This window comes from Longimicrobium sp., from assembly GCA_036389135.1.
Classification (GTDB): Bacteria; Gemmatimonadota; Gemmatimonadetes; order Longimicrobiales; family Longimicrobiaceae; genus Longimicrobium.
On sequence record DASVQP010000089.1, the window covers coordinates 1 to 16466 of the forward strand.

At 70.9% G+C, this 16466-nt stretch carries 14 protein-coding genes; 5 read left to right on the forward strand and 9 right to left on the reverse strand.

The window, feature by feature from the left end; translation table 11 throughout:
* Nucleotides 1–963 precede the first annotated feature (963 nt).
* A complete protein-coding gene (locus VF584_20095; GenBank protein ID HEX8212489.1) occupies nucleotides 964–1137 on the forward strand; it encodes a hypothetical protein in 174 nt (57 codons plus the stop codon).
* 77 nt (nucleotides 1138–1214) lie between these two features.
* Here the strand turns inward: VF584_20095 and VF584_20100 are convergent, their stop codons facing one another.
* Nucleotides 1215–1796 (reverse strand): gamma-glutamylcyclotransferase family protein, encoded by a 582-nt coding sequence (locus VF584_20100; GenBank protein ID HEX8212490.1) that lies wholly within the window; start codon nucleotides 1794–1796, stop codon nucleotides 1215–1217.
* A 196-nt stretch (nucleotides 1797–1992) separates the two neighbouring features.
* On the opposite strand from VF584_20100, the gene VF584_20105 reads away from it, so the two are divergent.
* Nucleotides 1993–3468, forward strand: a complete 1476-nt coding sequence (locus VF584_20105; GenBank protein HEX8212491.1) for a sigma 54-interacting transcriptional regulator — start codon at nucleotides 1993–1995, stop codon at nucleotides 3466–3468.
* Between the two features lie 334 nt (nucleotides 3469–3802).
* Here the strand turns inward: VF584_20105 and VF584_20110 are convergent, their stop codons facing one another.
* The 7 genes from VF584_20110 to VF584_20140 all read right to left on the reverse strand — a co-directional run bounded on the left by VF584_20110 (nucleotide 3803) and on the right by VF584_20140 (nucleotide 12197).
* Nucleotides 3803–4639 carry an amidohydrolase family protein gene (locus tag VF584_20110; protein ID HEX8212492.1) on the reverse strand — a complete coding sequence of 279 codons (837 nt, stop codon included), beginning with the start codon at nucleotides 4637–4639 and terminating at the stop codon, nucleotides 3803–3805.
* Between the two features lie 180 nt (nucleotides 4640–4819).
* Complete coding sequence (locus VF584_20115; GenBank protein HEX8212493.1) at nucleotides 4820–5791, reverse strand: hypothetical protein; 972 nt, start codon at nucleotides 5789–5791, stop codon at nucleotides 4820–4822.
* Nucleotides 5792–5823: 32 nt separating this feature from the next.
* Nucleotides 5824–7473 (reverse strand): N-acetylmuramidase domain-containing protein, encoded by a 1650-nt coding sequence (locus VF584_20120; protein ID HEX8212494.1) that lies wholly within the window; start codon nucleotides 7471–7473, stop codon nucleotides 5824–5826.
* Nucleotides 7434–8540, reverse strand: coding sequence for an aminotransferase class I/II-fold pyridoxal phosphate-dependent enzyme (locus VF584_20125; protein HEX8212495.1), 1107 nt, complete (start codon nucleotides 8538–8540; stop codon nucleotides 7434–7436). Before VF584_20125 ends, VF584_20120 begins: the two co-directional genes overlap by 40 nt.
* Nucleotides 8541–10130 carry a hypothetical protein gene (locus VF584_20130; protein HEX8212496.1) on the reverse strand — a complete coding sequence of 530 codons (1590 nt, stop codon included), beginning with the start codon at nucleotides 10128–10130 and terminating at the stop codon, nucleotides 8541–8543.
* 29 nt (nucleotides 10131–10159) lie between these two features.
* Entirely contained in the window at nucleotides 10160–11458 is a 1299-nt protein-coding gene (locus VF584_20135; GenBank protein HEX8212497.1) for a hypothetical protein, read from the reverse strand.
* Between the two features lie 4 nt (nucleotides 11459–11462).
* Nucleotides 11463–12197 carry a hypothetical protein gene (locus VF584_20140; protein ID HEX8212498.1) on the reverse strand — a complete coding sequence of 245 codons (735 nt, stop codon included), beginning with the start codon at nucleotides 12195–12197 and terminating at the stop codon, nucleotides 11463–11465.
* A gap of 304 nt (nucleotides 12198–12501) precedes the next feature.
* Between VF584_20140 and VF584_20145 the strand changes: the two genes are divergently transcribed.
* On the forward strand, nucleotides 12502–13251 hold the full coding sequence (locus VF584_20145; protein HEX8212499.1) for a hypothetical protein: 750 nt from the start codon (nucleotides 12502–12504) through the stop codon (nucleotides 13249–13251).
* Here the strand turns inward: VF584_20145 and VF584_20150 are convergent.
* On the reverse strand, nucleotides 13176–13394 hold the full coding sequence (locus VF584_20150; GenBank protein ID HEX8212500.1) for an MbtH family NRPS accessory protein: 219 nt from the start codon (nucleotides 13392–13394) through the stop codon (nucleotides 13176–13178). The two genes, VF584_20145 and VF584_20150, sit on opposite strands and share 76 nt — an antisense overlap.
* 139 nt (nucleotides 13395–13533) lie before the next feature.
* On the opposite strand from VF584_20150, the gene VF584_20155 reads away from it, so the two are divergent.
* Nucleotides 13534–13716, forward strand: coding sequence for a hypothetical protein (locus tag VF584_20155; protein HEX8212501.1), 183 nt, complete (start codon nucleotides 13534–13536; stop codon nucleotides 13714–13716).
* A gap of 180 nt (nucleotides 13717–13896) precedes the next feature.
* The gene (locus tag VF584_20160) at nucleotides 13897–16464 is read left to right on the forward strand and encodes an FAD-binding oxidoreductase (GenBank protein ID HEX8212502.1); all 2568 of its coding nucleotides are present in this window, start codon (nucleotides 13897–13899) and stop codon (nucleotides 16462–16464) included.
* The last annotated feature ends 2 nt before the right edge of the window (nucleotides 16465–16466 follow it).

The window sequence follows — 16466 nt, forward strand, 5'->3', positions numbered from 1 at the left end:
GGCGCATTCGAGTGTGCTCCGCGTAAGGTGGTTTGAGCTTCGCAACCCAAACCTACGCCTTCCGCGCGAGATCCAACACACCCGGGTGCGCCGTCATCTCTTTGCCCCCGCCTCGCTTCCGAGTTTCCGGATGGACACTAGGTAGCGGGGAGGAGGTGGTCGCCATTCCCAATAGCAACGAGGTTTGGGTGACGATTGTAGTGCCGAGGAACCAGCCCCTAGAACCAATCTGAAAGATGAGCGAGATAGCAGACCTTGACAGTAGCTAGCCCAGGTGCCCCAGGTGCCACAGCGAGGTGAAACAGCGTCCGTCAGGTTGAAAGGGGCTCTGGAGCAAGATTGCGCCGGAGTTCTTCGTATGCGTCCCCCTTGCTTCCTGCCGAGGGTTCAATCGCAGCCTCTGCCAGCCGCTCCGTGTAGCGAATAGGAAGGTATTGCGCTCCGCGGAGGAATCCCGAGGTAAGCATGGGATTCGACCAATCGGCGCCTATCCCATTGAGCATTGGTTCGGTAGGGTTGATCCCCTGATCCGGAATGCGGTGCTGACGAAGGAGCGCAAGTACGGTACACCCAGATAAGCCGCTCATCCGAGCCGTCAACGAGTGGAGGACGGACCGGTTGAAGGTCATAAGAGCTTTGTTTTGAACCGAGCAATACGTCTGGACAACATCAGTGATGAACCGAAGATGGTGCGGCAACAGAACGGCGAGTTCTACGGTCCAGTTGGGCCACAGAGCACTTGGTTGGGTGAGTGTGGTGATCGTAGGCACTATCGCCCTACCGACGGTGGGCACGACGGCGCTACCTCCTCATCGACCGTGTCGCGTACGGCTGGGAGAATGGCAAATCCCCCGTGCTGAAGTACCTGCTGCACGGGTTCGGCAACAATCCCGGATTGCGCAGCAAGTCAAGAACCCCCTCGCGGACGACCTCGCCCAGGGGGCGGCTGACCAGGACGTTTCCGTGCGTGTGCCGAGTTACATCCTAGTGGCGGTCGATCAGATGGCGGAGATGGTCGGCATCAAGAACCGTTCAGAGGTCGTCCGCGGAATCCTGGCCTCGGCGAAGGAGGACGTTCTGGAGGATCACGATCCCGCGCTCGCAGGGGGGATGCAGCGGGCGATGGCCATAGCGTAGCGGCAGCCGCGAGCCCCTGAGCTTCGGATTTCCACTCAGCGCACCGACGCGTCGGCGGGGTTCGTAGCCGCGGGATACTACCCAGCGGCGGCGTAGAGGTTGGCAACGGTGTACAGGCGCCGCTCGCGCGTGAGGACGGGCACCAGAATCCGCCGGTAGCCGGGGCCCTCGAAACGGTCAATCGCCGGCCAGGCCGCCGCCAGTGCGGGAGCGGAGAGTACCTTCACGGGGACGGAGGGTCCCCCGGCACGCGGGCGGCACGCTGGGTAACCGAGCGTCGCGCCCCATCCCTCAGGAAACAGATCGCCCTCGATCACCCCGTCCGTCCAGTCGCCGCCGAGCGGCGCGACGACGTGATGGTTGGGCCGGCCGGGCGCTAGCGTGCCGTATACCGCAAGCGTGTGGCGCGTCGCGAAGAGCTCGTGAAGCCGGCGTTCGGCATAGGCGGCGGGCTCATCGTCCACATCGGCGCTCCGCCAGCGCGCGGTGTTCGCGGCGGCAACCAGGCGGTTCACTTCGTCGAATGACAGATCCACGCTGACTTCAACCGTCTCGATGGTTATGCACTCATCCGCGGCGGCGCACGCGGCGAATTCGGGGCCATCCGATCTGTGGTGCGCCCTAAAGTTCGCGAACAGTTGCGCAAGGGGATACTTCATCCGCTGTCCGATTTAGTAAGCGTTGCTCCGCGAGCGAAAGAGTTGGGTGGGGCGTCGATGCCACGGTGGGAGTCCCTTTGTTGCCCCGGCCCCGGTTCCGGCGGCGCGCGGCCGATGCGCGCGAGAAAGGCCTAAAAGGGTTGCGGGAACGAGCATACCAGTACTAAGGCCCGCCGGTTGGCGCGCGGAACGCCGAATGCTCGGAGACCGGTCCCGCCAGCGTGTGTACCGCACGTACGGCACCTGGCAGTCCGCGTCTTCTCCGCCAGCCCGCCTGCGCTGCGTGAGCACGCTCTGTCTCTGGTACCACCCCTTCGATGCGGGGGCCGCCGCGTCCGACCCGCTCCCCGCAGAGCTCGCCGCGGCGGGGCTCACCCCCGTGCCGCGCGACCGGGACGAGCCCGAAGGTCCTGGGATCGTGGCCTTCAGCGAGGTGAGCGACCAGCTGTACGAGTGCATTCACGAGGCGAGCCGCGGGGGGGCGGAACGGGTGCTGGCCGTGGCCGCGAGCCCGGCCGCGCTGGCGGACGGCGCGGGGTGGCACCTGCTGCGCGCCGGCGCTTCGGACGTGCTGGCGCGCGGCAGGCCATCGCTGGCGACCGAGGTGGCCGCACGCTTCCAGCGGTGGAGCGCGGTGGACCGGCTGGTGGCATCGCCGCTGGTGCAGAACAACCTCATTGGGCGCAGCCCCGTGTGGCGCTCCGTGCTGCGCCAGGTGGTGGAGGTGGCGACCTTTACCGATGCGCCCGTGCTGGTGACGGGGGAGAGCGGGACGGGAAAGGAGCTGATCGCCAACCTCGTGCACTCGCTGGACACCCGCCCCCGCAAGCGGGACCTCGTGGTGCTGGACTGCACCACCGTGGTCCCGGAACTCTCGGGGAGCGAGTTCTTTGGACACGAGCGCGGCGCGTTCACCGGCGCGGTGGGGGTGCGCGACGGCGCGTTCGCGCTGGCGGACGGCGGGACGCTCTTCCTGGACGAGATAGGTGAGCTTCCGCTGGTGCTCCAGGCGCAGCTGCTGCGCGCGGTTCAGGAACGCACTTACAAGCGGGTGGGCGGCAACGCCTGGCAGCAGAGCAGCTTCCGGCTGGTGTGCGCCACCAACCGCGTCCTTCAGGAGGAGGTGGCGCGCGGGCGCTTCCGCTCGGACTTCTACTACCGCATCGCGAGCGTCACCTGCCGCGTTCCCCCGCTGCGCGACCGCCCGGAAGACGTGGTGCCGCTCTTTCTCCACTTCCTGGGGAAGTTCCTCTCCGGCCGGCCGGTGCCGGAGCTGGACGGCGCCGTGCGCGACTTCCTGCTGCGGCGCGCCTACCCCGGCAACGTGCGCGACCTGCGGCAGCTCGCGGCGCGCATCGCGTACCGGCACGTGGGGGAGGGCGCCATCACGCTGGGCGACCTTCCCGAGGACGAGCGGCCGATGGACGGGGCGGAGTCCGCGGGCGGGTGGCCGGACGACGCGCTGGAGTGCTCGCTGCGGCGGGCGCTGGCGCACGGGCTGGGGCTGAAGGAGATCGGGCGGCTGGCGTCGGAGACGGCCATCCGCATCGCGGTGGGCGACGAGGCGGGAAACCTGCAGCGCGCGGCGCAGCGGCTGGGCGTCACGGACCGGGCGCTGCAGATGAGGAAGGCGCAGAACGGGGGGCGCTCGGCGGGCTCCGCGGCGAACTGAGCGGCTGTTTCACACAGGGACACGGAGGGGCACGGAAAGAACCGCAGGAGGGTTTCTGTGGCTCCTGAGCGCCTGACCCGCACCACTTCCTGAACGGAGCGCCCCACCTCCATCACCGGGTTTGCAGCAGGATGCTGTGGCGCGTAGTGAAGGAGACGGGCTCTCCCCTGCGCACCGATCCATCCAATGTTCGGAACCAGGTACGCAGGGACGCAGGCGGCCTACCGAACATGGGCGGGATCGCACGTAGCGGCGGTGGTCGTTTCCTTCACTCCGCGCCAGAGTTCGATGCAGGGGCAGGGGACGTGTGGCGCTCCGTTCAGGAAGTGGATGGTCAGGGGATGAACGCTTCGCCCTCCCAGGGATCGGAGGGGGCGGGACGTTCGTGCGCGCCGGCGGGGACGGGGGGCGGGCCTTCGATGGCGGCGGCGGCGCGCGGGGGGCGAACGCGTGCGGTCAGGCGCAGGAGGTTGCCGCCCAGTACCAGCCGCTCGTCCTCGTCCGATAGGTGGAGGGCGCGGATCTTTTCCAGCTCGACGCCGGGGTGGAGCCAGGGGCCGTCGGACCCAAAGAGGAACTTGCGGGCACCCGCGCGTCCAACAGCCTCCTGCAGCAGGTCGAAGCGGCGCACGCCCGAGGTGTCGGTGTAGACGTTGGGATAGCGGATCAGCGGGTCCACGAGCGCCACCTGCGCGCGCCAGTCGTCCGCGAAGCTCCCCAGGTGCGGGATGATGAAGCGCACGTCCGGGTACTCGCGCGCCAGCAGCTCCACGGCCGAGACTTCGCCCATGACGTCGTAGAGCACGGGGAGGCGGTACGCGCGCGCGGCTTCGCAGATCTCGCGGCTGATGCGCGCATCGTGGCGGTGCACCTTGATCCCCCGGAAGCCGTGCCGCTCCACCGCCTCGCGCACCATCGCGGCCACGCGCCCGCGGTCGCGCGACGCGTGCACGAAGGCGAAGCCCCAGAACCGGTCGGGGCTCGCGCGCACGATCGCCGCCACCTGCCGGTTCGCGGCGAGGTAGTCGGAGTGGAAGGCGGCAAAGATCACCGTCCGCCGGATCCCGTACTCCCGCGCCCAGCGCAGGTAGCCGTCCAGCGGCGCCGAGGTGTCCCACGGGCCCGTGAGGCCGTCGCCGGTGCCGGCGTGGCAGTGGCAGTCGATGATCATCGGCGCATTCCCCTAACGGCGGGCCTCACGCGGAGACGTGGAGGCGCGGAGAACTGCAACAGCGGGCTCACACAGAGACACGGAGACACAGAGGAAAGGCGCAGAAGCCCTCTCTGTGCCTCTGTGGCTCTGCGTGAGATTGCTGTTCCTGGTTGCATGTTGCCGTCAGCCCGAAGCGCCTCAGCCCCAACCGATCGGGGCAATCTCGTACGGCGTCGCCTGCTTGCCGAGTGAGACGCCCCTGGGGTCCAGGAACGCGGGCGGATTGACGTGGCTCACCGAGATTCCCAGGTCGTTGATCCAGACCGGGTTCCTGGGGGTGCGGACGGTCAGCTCGTAGCCGGTATTCGTCAGGATGCGCACCAGAACGTGCTCTACGTCTTCGCGCAGGAGCTGCAAGTCGGCGGCGTTCGTCGGGGCGAAGGCGCGGTCCTTGGGCTGCTGCTGCACCCTCTGGCTGGGGAGCGCGGCGATCGTTCCCACGCAGACCACGTAGGGAGCGAAGTCGACGTCGAACGCACGGAGCACGTCGATGCGCGGCCGCATTCGGTCCTGCTCCTTCGTCTCGCCCACGTACAGCGGGCGGAGGTAAGTGCCGCCCAGCTCGCGCGCCGACTTCTTCGTCTTCCCGTTCACCGTCTCCGGCGCCGCGGTGCGCTTCGCCAGGACGTACACGACCTTCCTGGGGTCCGTCACGCCCAGGTTCCGCGCCTGGGCGAGGGGGAGCTGCTTCCATGTGATCTGCACTCTCGCGCCCCGGACGCGGAGGTCCTGGGACTTGCCGGTCCTGGGGTGCTTGTACGGTCGCGTGGAGCCCGACGCGCCCACGGGGACGAGCTCGGCGTCCGCCTCATCCTCCGGGCGCACCATCAGGATCTCGCCCTCGGTGGGCCCCCTGGGGCGCACCAGGAGGCGGAAGCCGGGGGCCGAGAAGACGGGAAGCGGAGGGCCGTTCTGGCCTCCAATCGTCTCCGGCGTGCGCCGCGCCGCCTGTGCCGCGCGCCCCACCGCCCGCACGAGGAGTGGACCGGGATCGCCCGCGAGGGGGCCGCCCGTGATGCCGCGGAGCTGCTCCGGGCGCAGCCGCGAGAGGATCGTGTGGAGGCTGTCGTGCGGCAGCTGGAGCGTGTATCCGTCGCGCGTGGTCCACATGCGTGCCTCGGATCGCGAAAGAAGGTTGGTGTTCAGCGCGGGCGGGCGGTGCGCACGGGGCGCACGGCGACGATGTCGCCCCCGCGCCGTCCCTTCGCGGGCCTGGTCACGATCCCGAAGCGGCGGCCCCCCGCCTGTCCCGCAAACACCGGATAGCCCTTGCCGCTGCGCCGGTTGCGCAGCGTGCCGATGCGGCGGGCTCCGCGCGCCAGGCCGGCCAGGCGCCCCATCGAGGTGCGGGGGTCCGGCCAGGGAAGACGCGCGCGCAGGCGGTCGAGCCACCAGTGCGGGATCCTGAGCGCGTGGCCGTCGCGCGTGACGTAGCTGAGCCCGCAGGCGCAGCCGGGGTCGCCGCAGCGGCAGGGCGGGGGAGGGGGCGGCGCATCGGCGTAGACCGCGTCCGGGGCTGCGTCCGCGCCGGGCTCATTCGACGCGCCCGGGTCGCCCGCGTCTCCGCCGCCCTCGACGGGGGCCGGAGGCTCGAGGGAGGCGTCGGCGTCGATGTCGGGGTCGGTCTCCCACTCGTTGGCGGTGCCCAGGGGGAGGCGCGTGGCCTCCTGGTAGGCGGCGCGCAGGAGCGGGCCGTACTCTGCCACCTTGCCGCTTCCATTGTAGTACCGCGCCACCTGGTCCCAGTCGCGGGCGCGGATGTGCAGCAGCAGGCCGCCTTTCCCGGGCGCCAGCTTGGTGCGGCAGAAGTCGAAGAAGCCCAGCACGTGCGCGCGCTCGCTGGTCTGGAACGCCTGGTACATGGCGCGCGCGGTGGCATAGCCGATGTCCGCGTGGCTGGCCCCCATGATCTGCGGCCCGCCCATGCTGATGCACTTCAGCGCGGTCTCTTCGCCGGCCAGCCGCGACGCGAGCGCCAGGACGCGGTACTCCGACTTCTGGTCGTCGGTGTGCATCTTCTCCCAGGCGCCGGAGGGGCTCTCGCGGAACATGTGCCCCACCCAGGGCTTGCCGGGAACCCCTGCACGGCCGCCGTGGCGGAAGTGCTGGTCATAGAGCGCCGGGTTCTTTTGCCCCCAGCGGTCCCACAGGTAGTGGTTCTCGAAGCGGATGATGGCGCGCCCCACGGTGTGTTCGCGCCCGCCGCTCTCGATGCGCCAGACGGCGAGCACGGCCGCGACGTCGATCCCCAGCTGGCTCCCCACGGCGCTCATCAGCCCGCCCAGGCGGTTGTAGGTCCGCGCCAGCGCCTGCCGGTTCCTGGACCAGCGCGAGTCGATGGCGATGGGGGTCGCCGGCGGCATCGGCAGCCGCTGGAGGCGCGCGTCGTGGACGAGGAAGCCGCCCGCCGTGCCGACGCTCGTCGGGCTCCCGCCGCCGGCGCCCGCCGAACCCCCGACGCTCGTCGGGCCTCCGGCGAGCAGCGGACGCAGGGCGGCCCACGTCTGGGGCCCCAGGATGCCGTCGGCCGCCAGCCCGCGTCGCGCCTGCCAGAGCGCGAGGGCACGGGCAAGCGAAGCCTCGTCGGGCGACTGGTTGGTGAAGCCGACCGCGCGGGCGATGGCGTCGAAATGCGGCATCCACCCCAGCGACGACGCGTAGCTCCGGTTCGCCGCCACGGCGCGCGCCACCGCGTCGGCCGAGAGGGAGCCGCCGCTCGTCTCCTGCTCGGGGCCCCACCAGGGGCCGCCGCTCATCCCGCCCTGCACCTTGCCGACGAATAGCTTGGCCATGGTACCGTCCTCCGTGATTCGGAAGCCGCGGCGGCCAGCAGCGCGTCCGCGGCGTGGATGATCTGGTCCGGCCGGTGCGCGGCGGTTACGAGGAAGGCGAGGCGCGGAACCTTCCCCGCCAGGAGCACCGATCGCACTCCGCGGCGCAGGAGGCGGGCGTGCAGCTCCCCGGCGCCGATCGCCCCCGCCCGCTCCAGGCTCTGCACCGGGAAGCTCCCCCCCACCGGGCGGATCCCACCCTCGGCCAGGCGCCGCCGGAAGAGCGCCACGCGGCGGGCCAGCCGCAGCCGCAGCGCGTCCCCGTGCTCGGCGTTCACGCGGAGGGCCCGCTCCGCCGCCGCCACCACCGCGGCGGAGGGAGGGCTGCAGTGCATCCGCGTCTGGCTCCCCTCCTCGAGCTCCGCCACCCGCGCGGCGTCGCCCATGAGGACCGCGCCGGGGACGCCGAATCCCTTTGCCAGCGACGCCGCCACCAGCACCCCCTCCCCGTGCACCCCCCAGCGGCGGAGCGACCCGCCCCCGCCTCGTCCGTACGGCGCACCTGGGCCGGGGCTCTCGCCGATCACGCCGAACGCCTGGGTGTCGTCCAGCACCAGCACGCCCCCCGCCTCGCGCACCGCCTGGGCGTACTCGGCGACTGGCGCCGGGCGGCCGCATCCGGGGCAGAAGCCGTCCGCGGCCACCACCGGCGCCCCGCGGCCGCGCGCCTTTCGCAGCGAGCGCCGCAGCGCGTCCGGGTCGTGGTGGGCGAAGGTGCTCACCGGCGACCCGCGCCCCGCCGCCCGCTCCGCGCCCCACCGCGCCACCGCGTACGCCCCCGCATCCAGGTGCACGGGGGCGCCCCCGGCGGCCAGCACCCCGAACAGGTCCCAGAAGAGGTGCAGGGTGGAGGGGGCCAGCGTGCCGGCCCCGCACCCGGCCAGGGCGGCGAGCGCCCCCGCTACCTCGCGCGCCCCGGGAGGGTCCGCCAGCGCCGCGGGCCGGCCGGTGGTGAGCCGGGCCCACGGCCGCAGCGACCCCGCCCCGTGGCGCAGCCCCAGGTACAGGGCCGAGGTGAAGTCGGCCATCTAGCGCCAGCGCGAGCGCAGCGCCTGCTCCCGCCGGGCCAGGTGGTACGAGGGGGGAAGCGAGCGCTCGTCCTCGCGCCGGGTGGCCACCACGTCGTCGGTCAGGTTGACGCCGGTGGCCGTGTAGTACGCGTGGACGTAGTTCTGGATCTCCGGCCGCCAGTAGCGCACCCAGGCGCGGGCCTGCTCCTGGTCCACCACGTTGGTCCAGTTGCCGTAGCGGATGGAGAGGAGGATGCGCTCGCCGGAGCGCGCCAGGTCGGCGAAGTGCACGCTGCTGGTGTCGCCCCACCCCTGCAGCCGCTTCATGGCGTCCACGCGCCCCATCCACGGCTCGCGGTAGGCGGCCATGGGCCGGCCGCGCAGGAAGTCGCCGACCTCCGGCTGCGACAGGATCCACTGCTGCATCAGCATCTCCACGCGCGCCGTCCAGGGCAGGTCGCGGAACTGGTTGTGCGCCCCCTCGGCCAGCACCATGTGCACGTCGCGCAGCGCGTTCATCACCCCGAACGCGTCGGCCATCACCGTGGTGTTGTTGTCTTCGCGAAAGAAGCGGGCGCACTCGCGCAGCAGGTGGTGGAACGCGGTGATGAAGCGCGAGCGCGGGTCCGCCGGCCGCAGCCGGGGGACCGCCCGCCCGCTGAGCGGGAGGTCGTACTGGTGGCTGTACTCGTAGGCGCGGCGCACCACGCTCAACCGGGTGTGCTCATCCTGCAGGTAGCCCCACAGCACGCCGGCCAGCGGCATCAGCGGGTCCAGCTCCATCTCCGCCAGCGGGTCGGTGTCGCCCGGGCGGCGGATGTTCTGGAAGCGCAGCAGGATGGCGTTCATCGTCTGCGTGAGCAGTGCCTCCTCGTGCCAGTACGACCAGATCAGCTCCAGCAGGAACGGCCCCATGGCCCCGCGCGTGAGCGCCGAGAGCGGCGACGGACGCGTGCCGCGGTCGTATGCTTCGCTCAGCACGGAGCTGAGGTAGTTGTTGGACGGCTTCCGCAGGTACGTCCGCAGCTCCCTGTTCAGCTCGGCATACGTCATCGGTTTGCCGCCCAGGCGCAGGTAGTCGTCATCCACCGTCTGCGATGCCCGGTCGCGCTCGGCAGCCTCCGCCTCCGCCTCCGCCGTCTCCGCCCCTGTCTCCGCCGGCGTCCCCGTCAGCGCCCTCACCAGCTTGCCGGCGCACGAGGGGTTGCTCGGCGTGCGGTGGTTGTCCTCGTCGTCGCGCGGCATCAGGAGGTGGCCGTCGGCGTCGCGGACGGTGGAGAGGTCCAGGACGGGAGGAACTCCGGTCTTCTTCGAGTTCCAGACCCCTCCCTGGAGCAGGAGGAAGCTCTCGGCGGCGTCGCGGATCACGCCGTACAGCTCGGCTCCCGGAATCGGGCGGTGCCGCCGCGCCTCGGGGCGGCTGGGAACAGTCACGTCATCCTCCACACCCTTCCACGTGTCCCCATCTCGGGCGATCCCGCTCAGGAAGCTCTCGAAATGGGTGAACGAGACCGCCTCCGTGTGCAGGAGGATCGCCGCCCACAGCGGCTGCGCGCTGGCGTCGTGCTCGCCCGCGCGGTTCAGTACGATGTTGACTGGATTCGCCATGTGTGCCTCCACACCTTCGTGATTTGGGTTCAGGATGCCAGGGCCGGCCGCGGCATGCGGGCCGCGCGCGCCGATGTGTCCAGAGTGCGGCGGAGCGCCCAGTACGTGAGCAGGTCCGCCAGCAGGCCGCTCTCCGCCTCGGGAGTGAGCCGTCCGTCCGCCCTGGCCTGGCCGATCACGGCCATCACCAGCGACGGGGCGCCGCCGCGCAGCCGCTCGAACGACCCGCCCGCCCGCTCCCACAGGGCGCCCAGCCGCGCGGGCTGCCGCTCGGCCAGGCAGAACGCCTCGGCCAGCGAGGCGCCGCGCAGCGCCTCCGGGCGGTGGTTCACCAGCAGGCGCACGAACGCGGGCATGGTGCGGCGGAGCACCGCCAGCAGCTCCCGCTGCCGCTCCGAAATCTCGTCGTTCACCGGGTAGAACTCCTCCCACACCCCCGCCAGCTTCTCCCACTGCGGGTGCGGGTAGAGCGCGCCGCCCATCGCGCAGGAGAGAAGGACGCGGATCCAGGGGATGGGGTGCGGGTCCTCCGTCCCCCCGCGGAAGACGAAGGCGCGGGGGAGCGACACCACCCCCATCAGCCCCAGCGTCGACGCCACGCCCACGCGCGCCACCGACCACAGGTCCGCCACGATTTCCGAGATCCACCGCTCGTACATCAGCCAGGCGGGCTGGTCGGGGCCGCCGCGCCGCTGCTCGGCCACCAGCGGCGCGCGCAGCGAGTTCACCAGGTCCAGCAGCGCCGCCCCCTGGTGCCCCACCTCGTGCACCAGCGACGAGGCGATGCCGGAGCCCACCATCCGCTCGCGGGGGACGCGCACCACCGCAACGGGGTTCTCTCCCCCGCCGGGGAGGCGGGTGCGGGCGCGGCGGATTGCGGCGCCGTGCCCCCGGTCCACGTAGCACACCAGCGCCGGGCTTTCGAACGGGGAGCCGCGCAGCGCCAGCGCGTCGTCGGCCACCACGTCCAGCCCCGCCAGCCACACCCCGTTGCCGTGCTCGCTGCGCTGCGTCAGCACGTCGGCGAAGAGGTCGAACTGCGACAGCACCACGTTGAACCGCAGCCGCAGGAAGGTGAAGCGGCGCTGCATCTCCGCCGGCGCGGCGGCCTGGCCCCGGGGCCCGCGCAGCCAGCGGACGTAGTGCTGCACCCGGGTGCGCAGCTCGCGGCGGCCGTCGGCCAGGTACTGCTCGATGGCGATCTGCGCCTCGCTGGAGACGGCGGCGGCCGGCACCATGGACTCCACCAGTGCGAACGGGCGCACCCGTGCCAGCCGGGTCAGCAGCGCCCGGGCTTCCTGCTCCAGGAGCCACGCCGCGAGGTGCATGGCGTCAGACCCCGAAGAGGACGATCCGCCCGCCGCGCCGCACCCAGCGGCCGCTGCTGCCGCCGCCCTGCTGCCCCTGCGCGCCGCGCTGCCCGCCGAGCGCCTGCCCTGCGGGCGCCTGCCCGTTGCCGTTGCGCGCGGCCCCGCCCGCCGCCTGCCCGCCGGCCAGGGTGCGCACCAGCCCCGGCGCGTGCTGCTGCGCGGCGGCCACGGCGGCCTGCCTGGCGGCCTGCTGCGGCGGAAGCCCGCCCACCTCGTTGAGGTTGCGGGCCGCGTCGGTGGCGAAGCGCACGTAGCGGCGGGCCATCTCGAACTCCTGGTCCTGCGGGCTCAGCCCCTCCAGCTCCAGCCCGAACGCCTTGCCGGCCATCGATGCCAGGTTCCCGCCGATGGCGCCGCCCACGCCGGGGGCGATCAGGTTGCCCAGCGCCGCGCCGGCCACGGGGAGCGCCTTCTTGGCCACGCTCTTGAGGATGCCGCCCAGCGCCCGCCCGGCCGGCGAGCGCAGGAAGGTGCCCGCGGACTTGAACACCTTGCCCAGGAACTGCTCCAGCTCCTCCTCGTCCTGGATCTCCAGGAGGGAGGCGGCCAGCTCCATCTCGTCCATCTCGTTGAGCTGCCCGTACTCGTCGAACACGCTCTCGCGGTCGCCGCCCCAGTACTCCATCTCGAAGTCGCCGGACTCCAGGGCGTCCATCCCCGTCTCGAACTCGTTCAGCGTGCGATCCAGATCGTGCATGGTATCCTCCGTGGGGTGAGAAGAAGCGCATGTGAGCCAGCCTCCGGGCCCCATTGAAAAGCAGTACCGGTGCCGCGCTAAGTGGTTGTTTTTCAACGATGCCCGGCGAAGATGCCTTCGGACGGCGAAGAAGGCTGCGGGTTTTGGCGAAGCTGGTTTCGGCGGCGGTGTTGCCGCGGGTTCTCTGCCCGGGTGAAACGAAAAGACCCCGGGAGAGGTATCTCCCCGGGTCCTGGATGTGCTCTGGCCGTCGTTTCCGCCGCGCGGGGCGGAATGCGCACCGAACGCCTCTGAACGAGTCCTTATGTTCCGCCGCTACACACTCGTCTTCGCCCTCGTGCTCCTCGTGCTGCCGTCGCCCGCGCTCGCCCAGGCGCCTGCCCGCGACCCGATCCTGTTCGTGCACGGCTGGCGGGGGCGGGCGGAGCAGTGGAGGCCGATGACGCAGCGGTTCGTGGACGACGGGTGGAGCCGCGCGCGGCTCTTTGCGTGGACCCTCGATCCGCGCGACTCGCACGCCGCGGCCGCGGCAAAGATCGCGGCGCGGGTGGACCAGATCCTGGTGGCCACCGGCGCCTCGCGGGTGGACATCGTCACGCACTCGATGGGGGCGCTCCCCACCCGGTACTATCTCAAGAACCTGAGGAGCGCGGGCAAGGTGGATGCGTGGGTCTCGCTGGGCGGACCCAACCACGGCATCCACGTGGCGGACCTGTGCATCTCCGCCGACTGCAGGGACATGCGGCGCGGATCCCCCTTTCTGGCCGCGCTCAACCAGGGGGACGAGACGCCGGGCCAGGCGCGGTACGCCACCTGGCGCTCGCCGTGCGACGAGATCATCGACCCGGTGGACACCGTCATCCTGCAGGGGGCCGACAATCACCTCACCGGCTGCGTGTCACACCTGGGCCTTCTGCGCGACCCCGCCCTCTATCGCGCCGTCCGCGACTTCGTCTCGCGCCGCGCGGCGTACGTGCGTCACGCCCCCTCGGGCTCGTCCATGGCGTCGCGCACGGTGCGGGGGCGCATGTCGGTCCAGACCTCGTGGATGTAATCCAGGCACTCGGTCTTCGTGCCCTGCTTCCCCGCGGGCTTCCATCCCATGGGAGGGTCCCGGTCGACCGGCCACAGGGAGTACTGCTCCAATTCGTTCACCACCACCTGGTAGATGGTGTCGTCCTCGCGCTGTTCGCTCATTTTCCCGGCTCGCCAGGGGGATGGGAGAAAATTGGTCCGGGTGATCTTACCGCATGCAGCCGTGCGTGGCGAGCATTGCGCGTGATGACGTATTATGATGTATGACGCGGCGCACCCCTCACCGGCACAGGAGACGACGATGGCAGACGCGGCGAGCTTGACGGACGCGGAACGGGCGAAGCTGGAGCAGCGGCGTGACCGGCTGATGAAGCTGATGAAGGAGGGCGACGGCTCCGGCGGCGGCTCCACGCTGGACGCGGACGACCGCGCGGACCTGGCGCGCGAATGGAACCGCATAGACTCCCTGCTCAACCAGCGCTGAAAGAAATCGTTTGCGGGCGCACACGAGCACGATTATCGTTGCGCCGAGATCCTTCCGATAAAAGCATCACACAGAGGACGCAGAGAGAACGACAAGCCGACAGAGAACCCCTCTCAGTTCTCTCTCGGTGTCTCTGTGCCTCTGTGTGAGACCGCGGTTCCCCCACCAAAACCCCACGGAATGAAGCCCACCACGGCCCCCGGCGACCAGGGCTCGACATCAGCTGCAAAGAAGCCGCCCGCGGATGGCGCGCCGCGGGCCAGACGGCACGTCCGCTTTGGGCGCGCGCTGGGCCGCGGGGTGCGCAGGATCGCGCGCGTGGTCGGGTGGACGGTGCTCCTGGTGGGGCTGCTGACGCTGGGGATGACCGTCTACGGGATCGCAAAGACGCCGGTGATCGGCGCGGTGTCCGGACCCACCGTGAACGACGTCACGCAGCTCAACCGCATCGAGGTCGCGCGGGTGATCGCGCCGACGGCGGAGGCGGAGATCGCGGCCGCCATCCGCGGCGCGAGCGGGCCCGTGTCCATCGGCGGCGGGCGCTTCAGCATGGGGGGGCAGATCGGCACGGAGGGGGCGCTGCACATCGACATGCGCCGCCTGCGCCGCATCGTACGGATCGACACGGCGGCGCGCACCATCACCGTGCAGGCCGGCGCGACGTGGCGGCAGATCCAGGAAGCCATCGACCCGCACGGCCTCTCGGTGAAGGTGATGCAGTCATACGGCAACTTCACCGTGGGCGGCTCGCTCTCGGTGAACGTGCACGGCCGCTACGTGGGGCTGGGGCCAGTCGTCTCCACCGTGCGCTCCATCCGCATGGTGCTGGCGGACGGGAGCGCCATCGCCGCCTCGCCCACCGAGAACGCGGAGATCTTCTACGGCGTGATCGGCGGGTACGGCGGCCTGGGGGTCATCACCGAGGCCACGCTGGAGCTGGCGCCCAACGTCCGCGTGCGCCGCACCCGCCGCCGCATGCCGGTGGACGAGTACCTGCGCTACTTCCGCTCGACGATCCGCGAGAACCCAAAGATCGTCTTCCACAACGCGGACATCTATCCCAACGAGTACGACCGGGTCAGCGCGGTCACCTTCACCGAGACCGCCGACGCCGTCACTGTCCCGGAGCGGCTGATCCCGCGCCGCGAGTCGTACCCGGGGAGCCGCTTCGCGCAGCGGGTGATCACCGGGTGGCCGGGGGGGAAGGAGATCCGCGAGCACGTGCTAGACCCGTGGCTGCACCGCAATTCCCCCGTCGTATGGCGCAACTACGAGGCGAGCTACGACGTGGCCGAGCTGGAGCCGTCGTCGCGAGAGGAGTACACCTACGTCCTGCAGGAGTACTTCATCCCCATCGGCCGCTTCGACGCCTTCGTGCCGCGCATGCGCGAGGTGCTGACGCGCCACGACGTGAACGTCGTCAACGTCTCCATCCGCCACGCCACCGCCGATCCGGGCACCCTGCTGGCCTGGGCGCCGGAGGAGGTGTTCGCGTTCGTCCTCTACTACAAGCAGCGCACGGACGCCGAGTCGCGCCAGAAGGTGGCCCGCTGGACGCGGGAGCTGGCGGATGCGGCGCTGGCCTCGGGCGGGCGCTGGTACCTGCCGTACCAGCCGCACGCGACCCCCGCGCAGTTCCACCGCGCATATCCGCGCGCTGACCGCTTCTTTGCGCTCAAGCGGCGCCTGGACCCGAACAACCGCTTCCGCAACCGGCTGTGGGATCGCTACGACCCCGCCGGGCCCGCGCGCATGGAGCTGGCCCCGGCCGAGCGCGCCGCGGTGGACCGCATGCCGGGCTACCGCCGCCCCGAGTCGCAGAGCTACCTGAGCCACCCGGAGTGGTTCATCGTCTACAGCTCCGTGGAATACGCGGAGTGGACGCGCGACCGGCTGCCGACCGGCTTCGCGTACGCCAGCTCCATCGGGCAGTTCTGGCGCAACTGGGGCCACGCGTCGCGCGCCAGCCGCGCGGAGAACCCGCCCAACAGCCAGTACTCCATCATGCTGGGCGTGATCGGCGTGAGCCACTCGGTGGAGTACAGCCTGCGCGGCGCGTACGAGAACACCGTCGGCCGCTTCAGCGCGTGGACGTCCGGCGGCAAGGCGACCGCCGAGGACCGCTTCGCGCACCAGGTTGCGGCGGACTACGCGCGCTTCATCCACACCATCCCGTGGTACCGCTACCCCTTCGGCGCGCAGCTGCGGAAGCTGTGGAGCGATGTGCCGATGTGGGGCCCGCACGCCTTCCGCAAATGGGAGCGGCGGCTAGCGTTGAGCGTGGAGTACGGGATCAAGGCCGGCTACGCATCCGCCCTCGGCTGGGCGACCGGGACGGCGTACGCGCCGCAGGAGCTGAAGATGGGCCTGGTCGTCTTCGGCGACACCGCGTCCTTTGCCGCGGGCGACCGGCGCGTGCTGGAGCGGCGGCCGCTGGGCGCCAACCACTCGCTGATCACCGCCGAGCGCTACGCCGCGTTCAGCGGCCTGCTGCTGGAGCGCGCCCGCCGCGACAGCGTGCCCATCGTGGAGATCGCCGGCAACGACGACATCGTGGTGACCGGCATCGCCCCGGCGGACTGGCGCTACGTGGGCCCCGAAGCCGAGTTCCTGTACGCCCTGCCGCTGGCCAACGACGCGCGGCGAATCCGCCCCGTGCTCAAGGTGCACACGCGCGACCTGCTCCCCTTCCTGCGCCGCATGGAGGCGGAGAAGCGGATGCGGGTCGACCACGTCTACGACTACTGAGG

What these genes read in the sequence shown, in the direction of transcription:
- VF584_20130 (HEX8212496.1), bottom strand. Translation starts at nt 10,130, where the DNA reads ATGGCGAATCCAGTCAACATCGTACTGAACCGCGCGGGCGAGCACGAC.
- VF584_20115 (HEX8212493.1), bottom strand. Translation starts at nt 5,791, where the DNA reads ATGTGGACCACGCGCGACGGATACACGCTCCAGCTGCCGCACGACAGC.
- VF584_20145 (HEX8212499.1), top strand. Translation starts at nt 12,502, where the DNA reads ATGTTCCGCCGCTACACACTCGTCTTCGCCCTCGTGCTCCTCGTGCTG.
- VF584_20125 (HEX8212495.1), bottom strand. Translation starts at nt 8,540, where the DNA reads ATGGCCGACTTCACCTCGGCCCTGTACCTGGGGCTGCGCCACGGGGCG.
- VF584_20110 (HEX8212492.1), bottom strand. Translation starts at nt 4,639, where the DNA reads ATGATCATCGACTGCCACTGCCACGCCGGCACCGGCGACGGCCTCACG.
- VF584_20100 (HEX8212490.1), bottom strand. Translation starts at nt 1,796, where the DNA reads ATGAAGTATCCCCTTGCGCAACTGTTCGCGAACTTTAGGGCGCACCAC.
- VF584_20120 (HEX8212494.1), bottom strand. Translation starts at nt 7,473, where the DNA reads ATGGCCAAGCTATTCGTCGGCAAGGTGCAGGGCGGGATGAGCGGCGGC.
- VF584_20140 (HEX8212498.1), bottom strand. Translation starts at nt 12,197, where the DNA reads ATGCACGATCTGGATCGCACGCTGAACGAGTTCGAGACGGGGATGGAC.
- VF584_20150 (HEX8212500.1), bottom strand. Translation starts at nt 13,394, where the DNA reads ATGAGCGAACAGCGCGAGGACGACACCATCTACCAGGTGGTGGTGAAC.
- VF584_20135 (HEX8212497.1), bottom strand. Translation starts at nt 11,458, where the DNA reads ATGCACCTCGCGGCGTGGCTCCTGGAGCAGGAAGCCCGGGCGCTGCTG.
- VF584_20155 (HEX8212501.1), top strand. Translation starts at nt 13,534, where the DNA reads ATGGCAGACGCGGCGAGCTTGACGGACGCGGAACGGGCGAAGCTGGAG.
- VF584_20105 (HEX8212491.1), top strand. Translation starts at nt 1,993, where the DNA reads ATGCTCGGAGACCGGTCCCGCCAGCGTGTGTACCGCACGTACGGCACC.
- VF584_20160 (HEX8212502.1), top strand. Translation starts at nt 13,897, where the DNA reads ATGAAGCCCACCACGGCCCCCGGCGACCAGGGCTCGACATCAGCTGCA.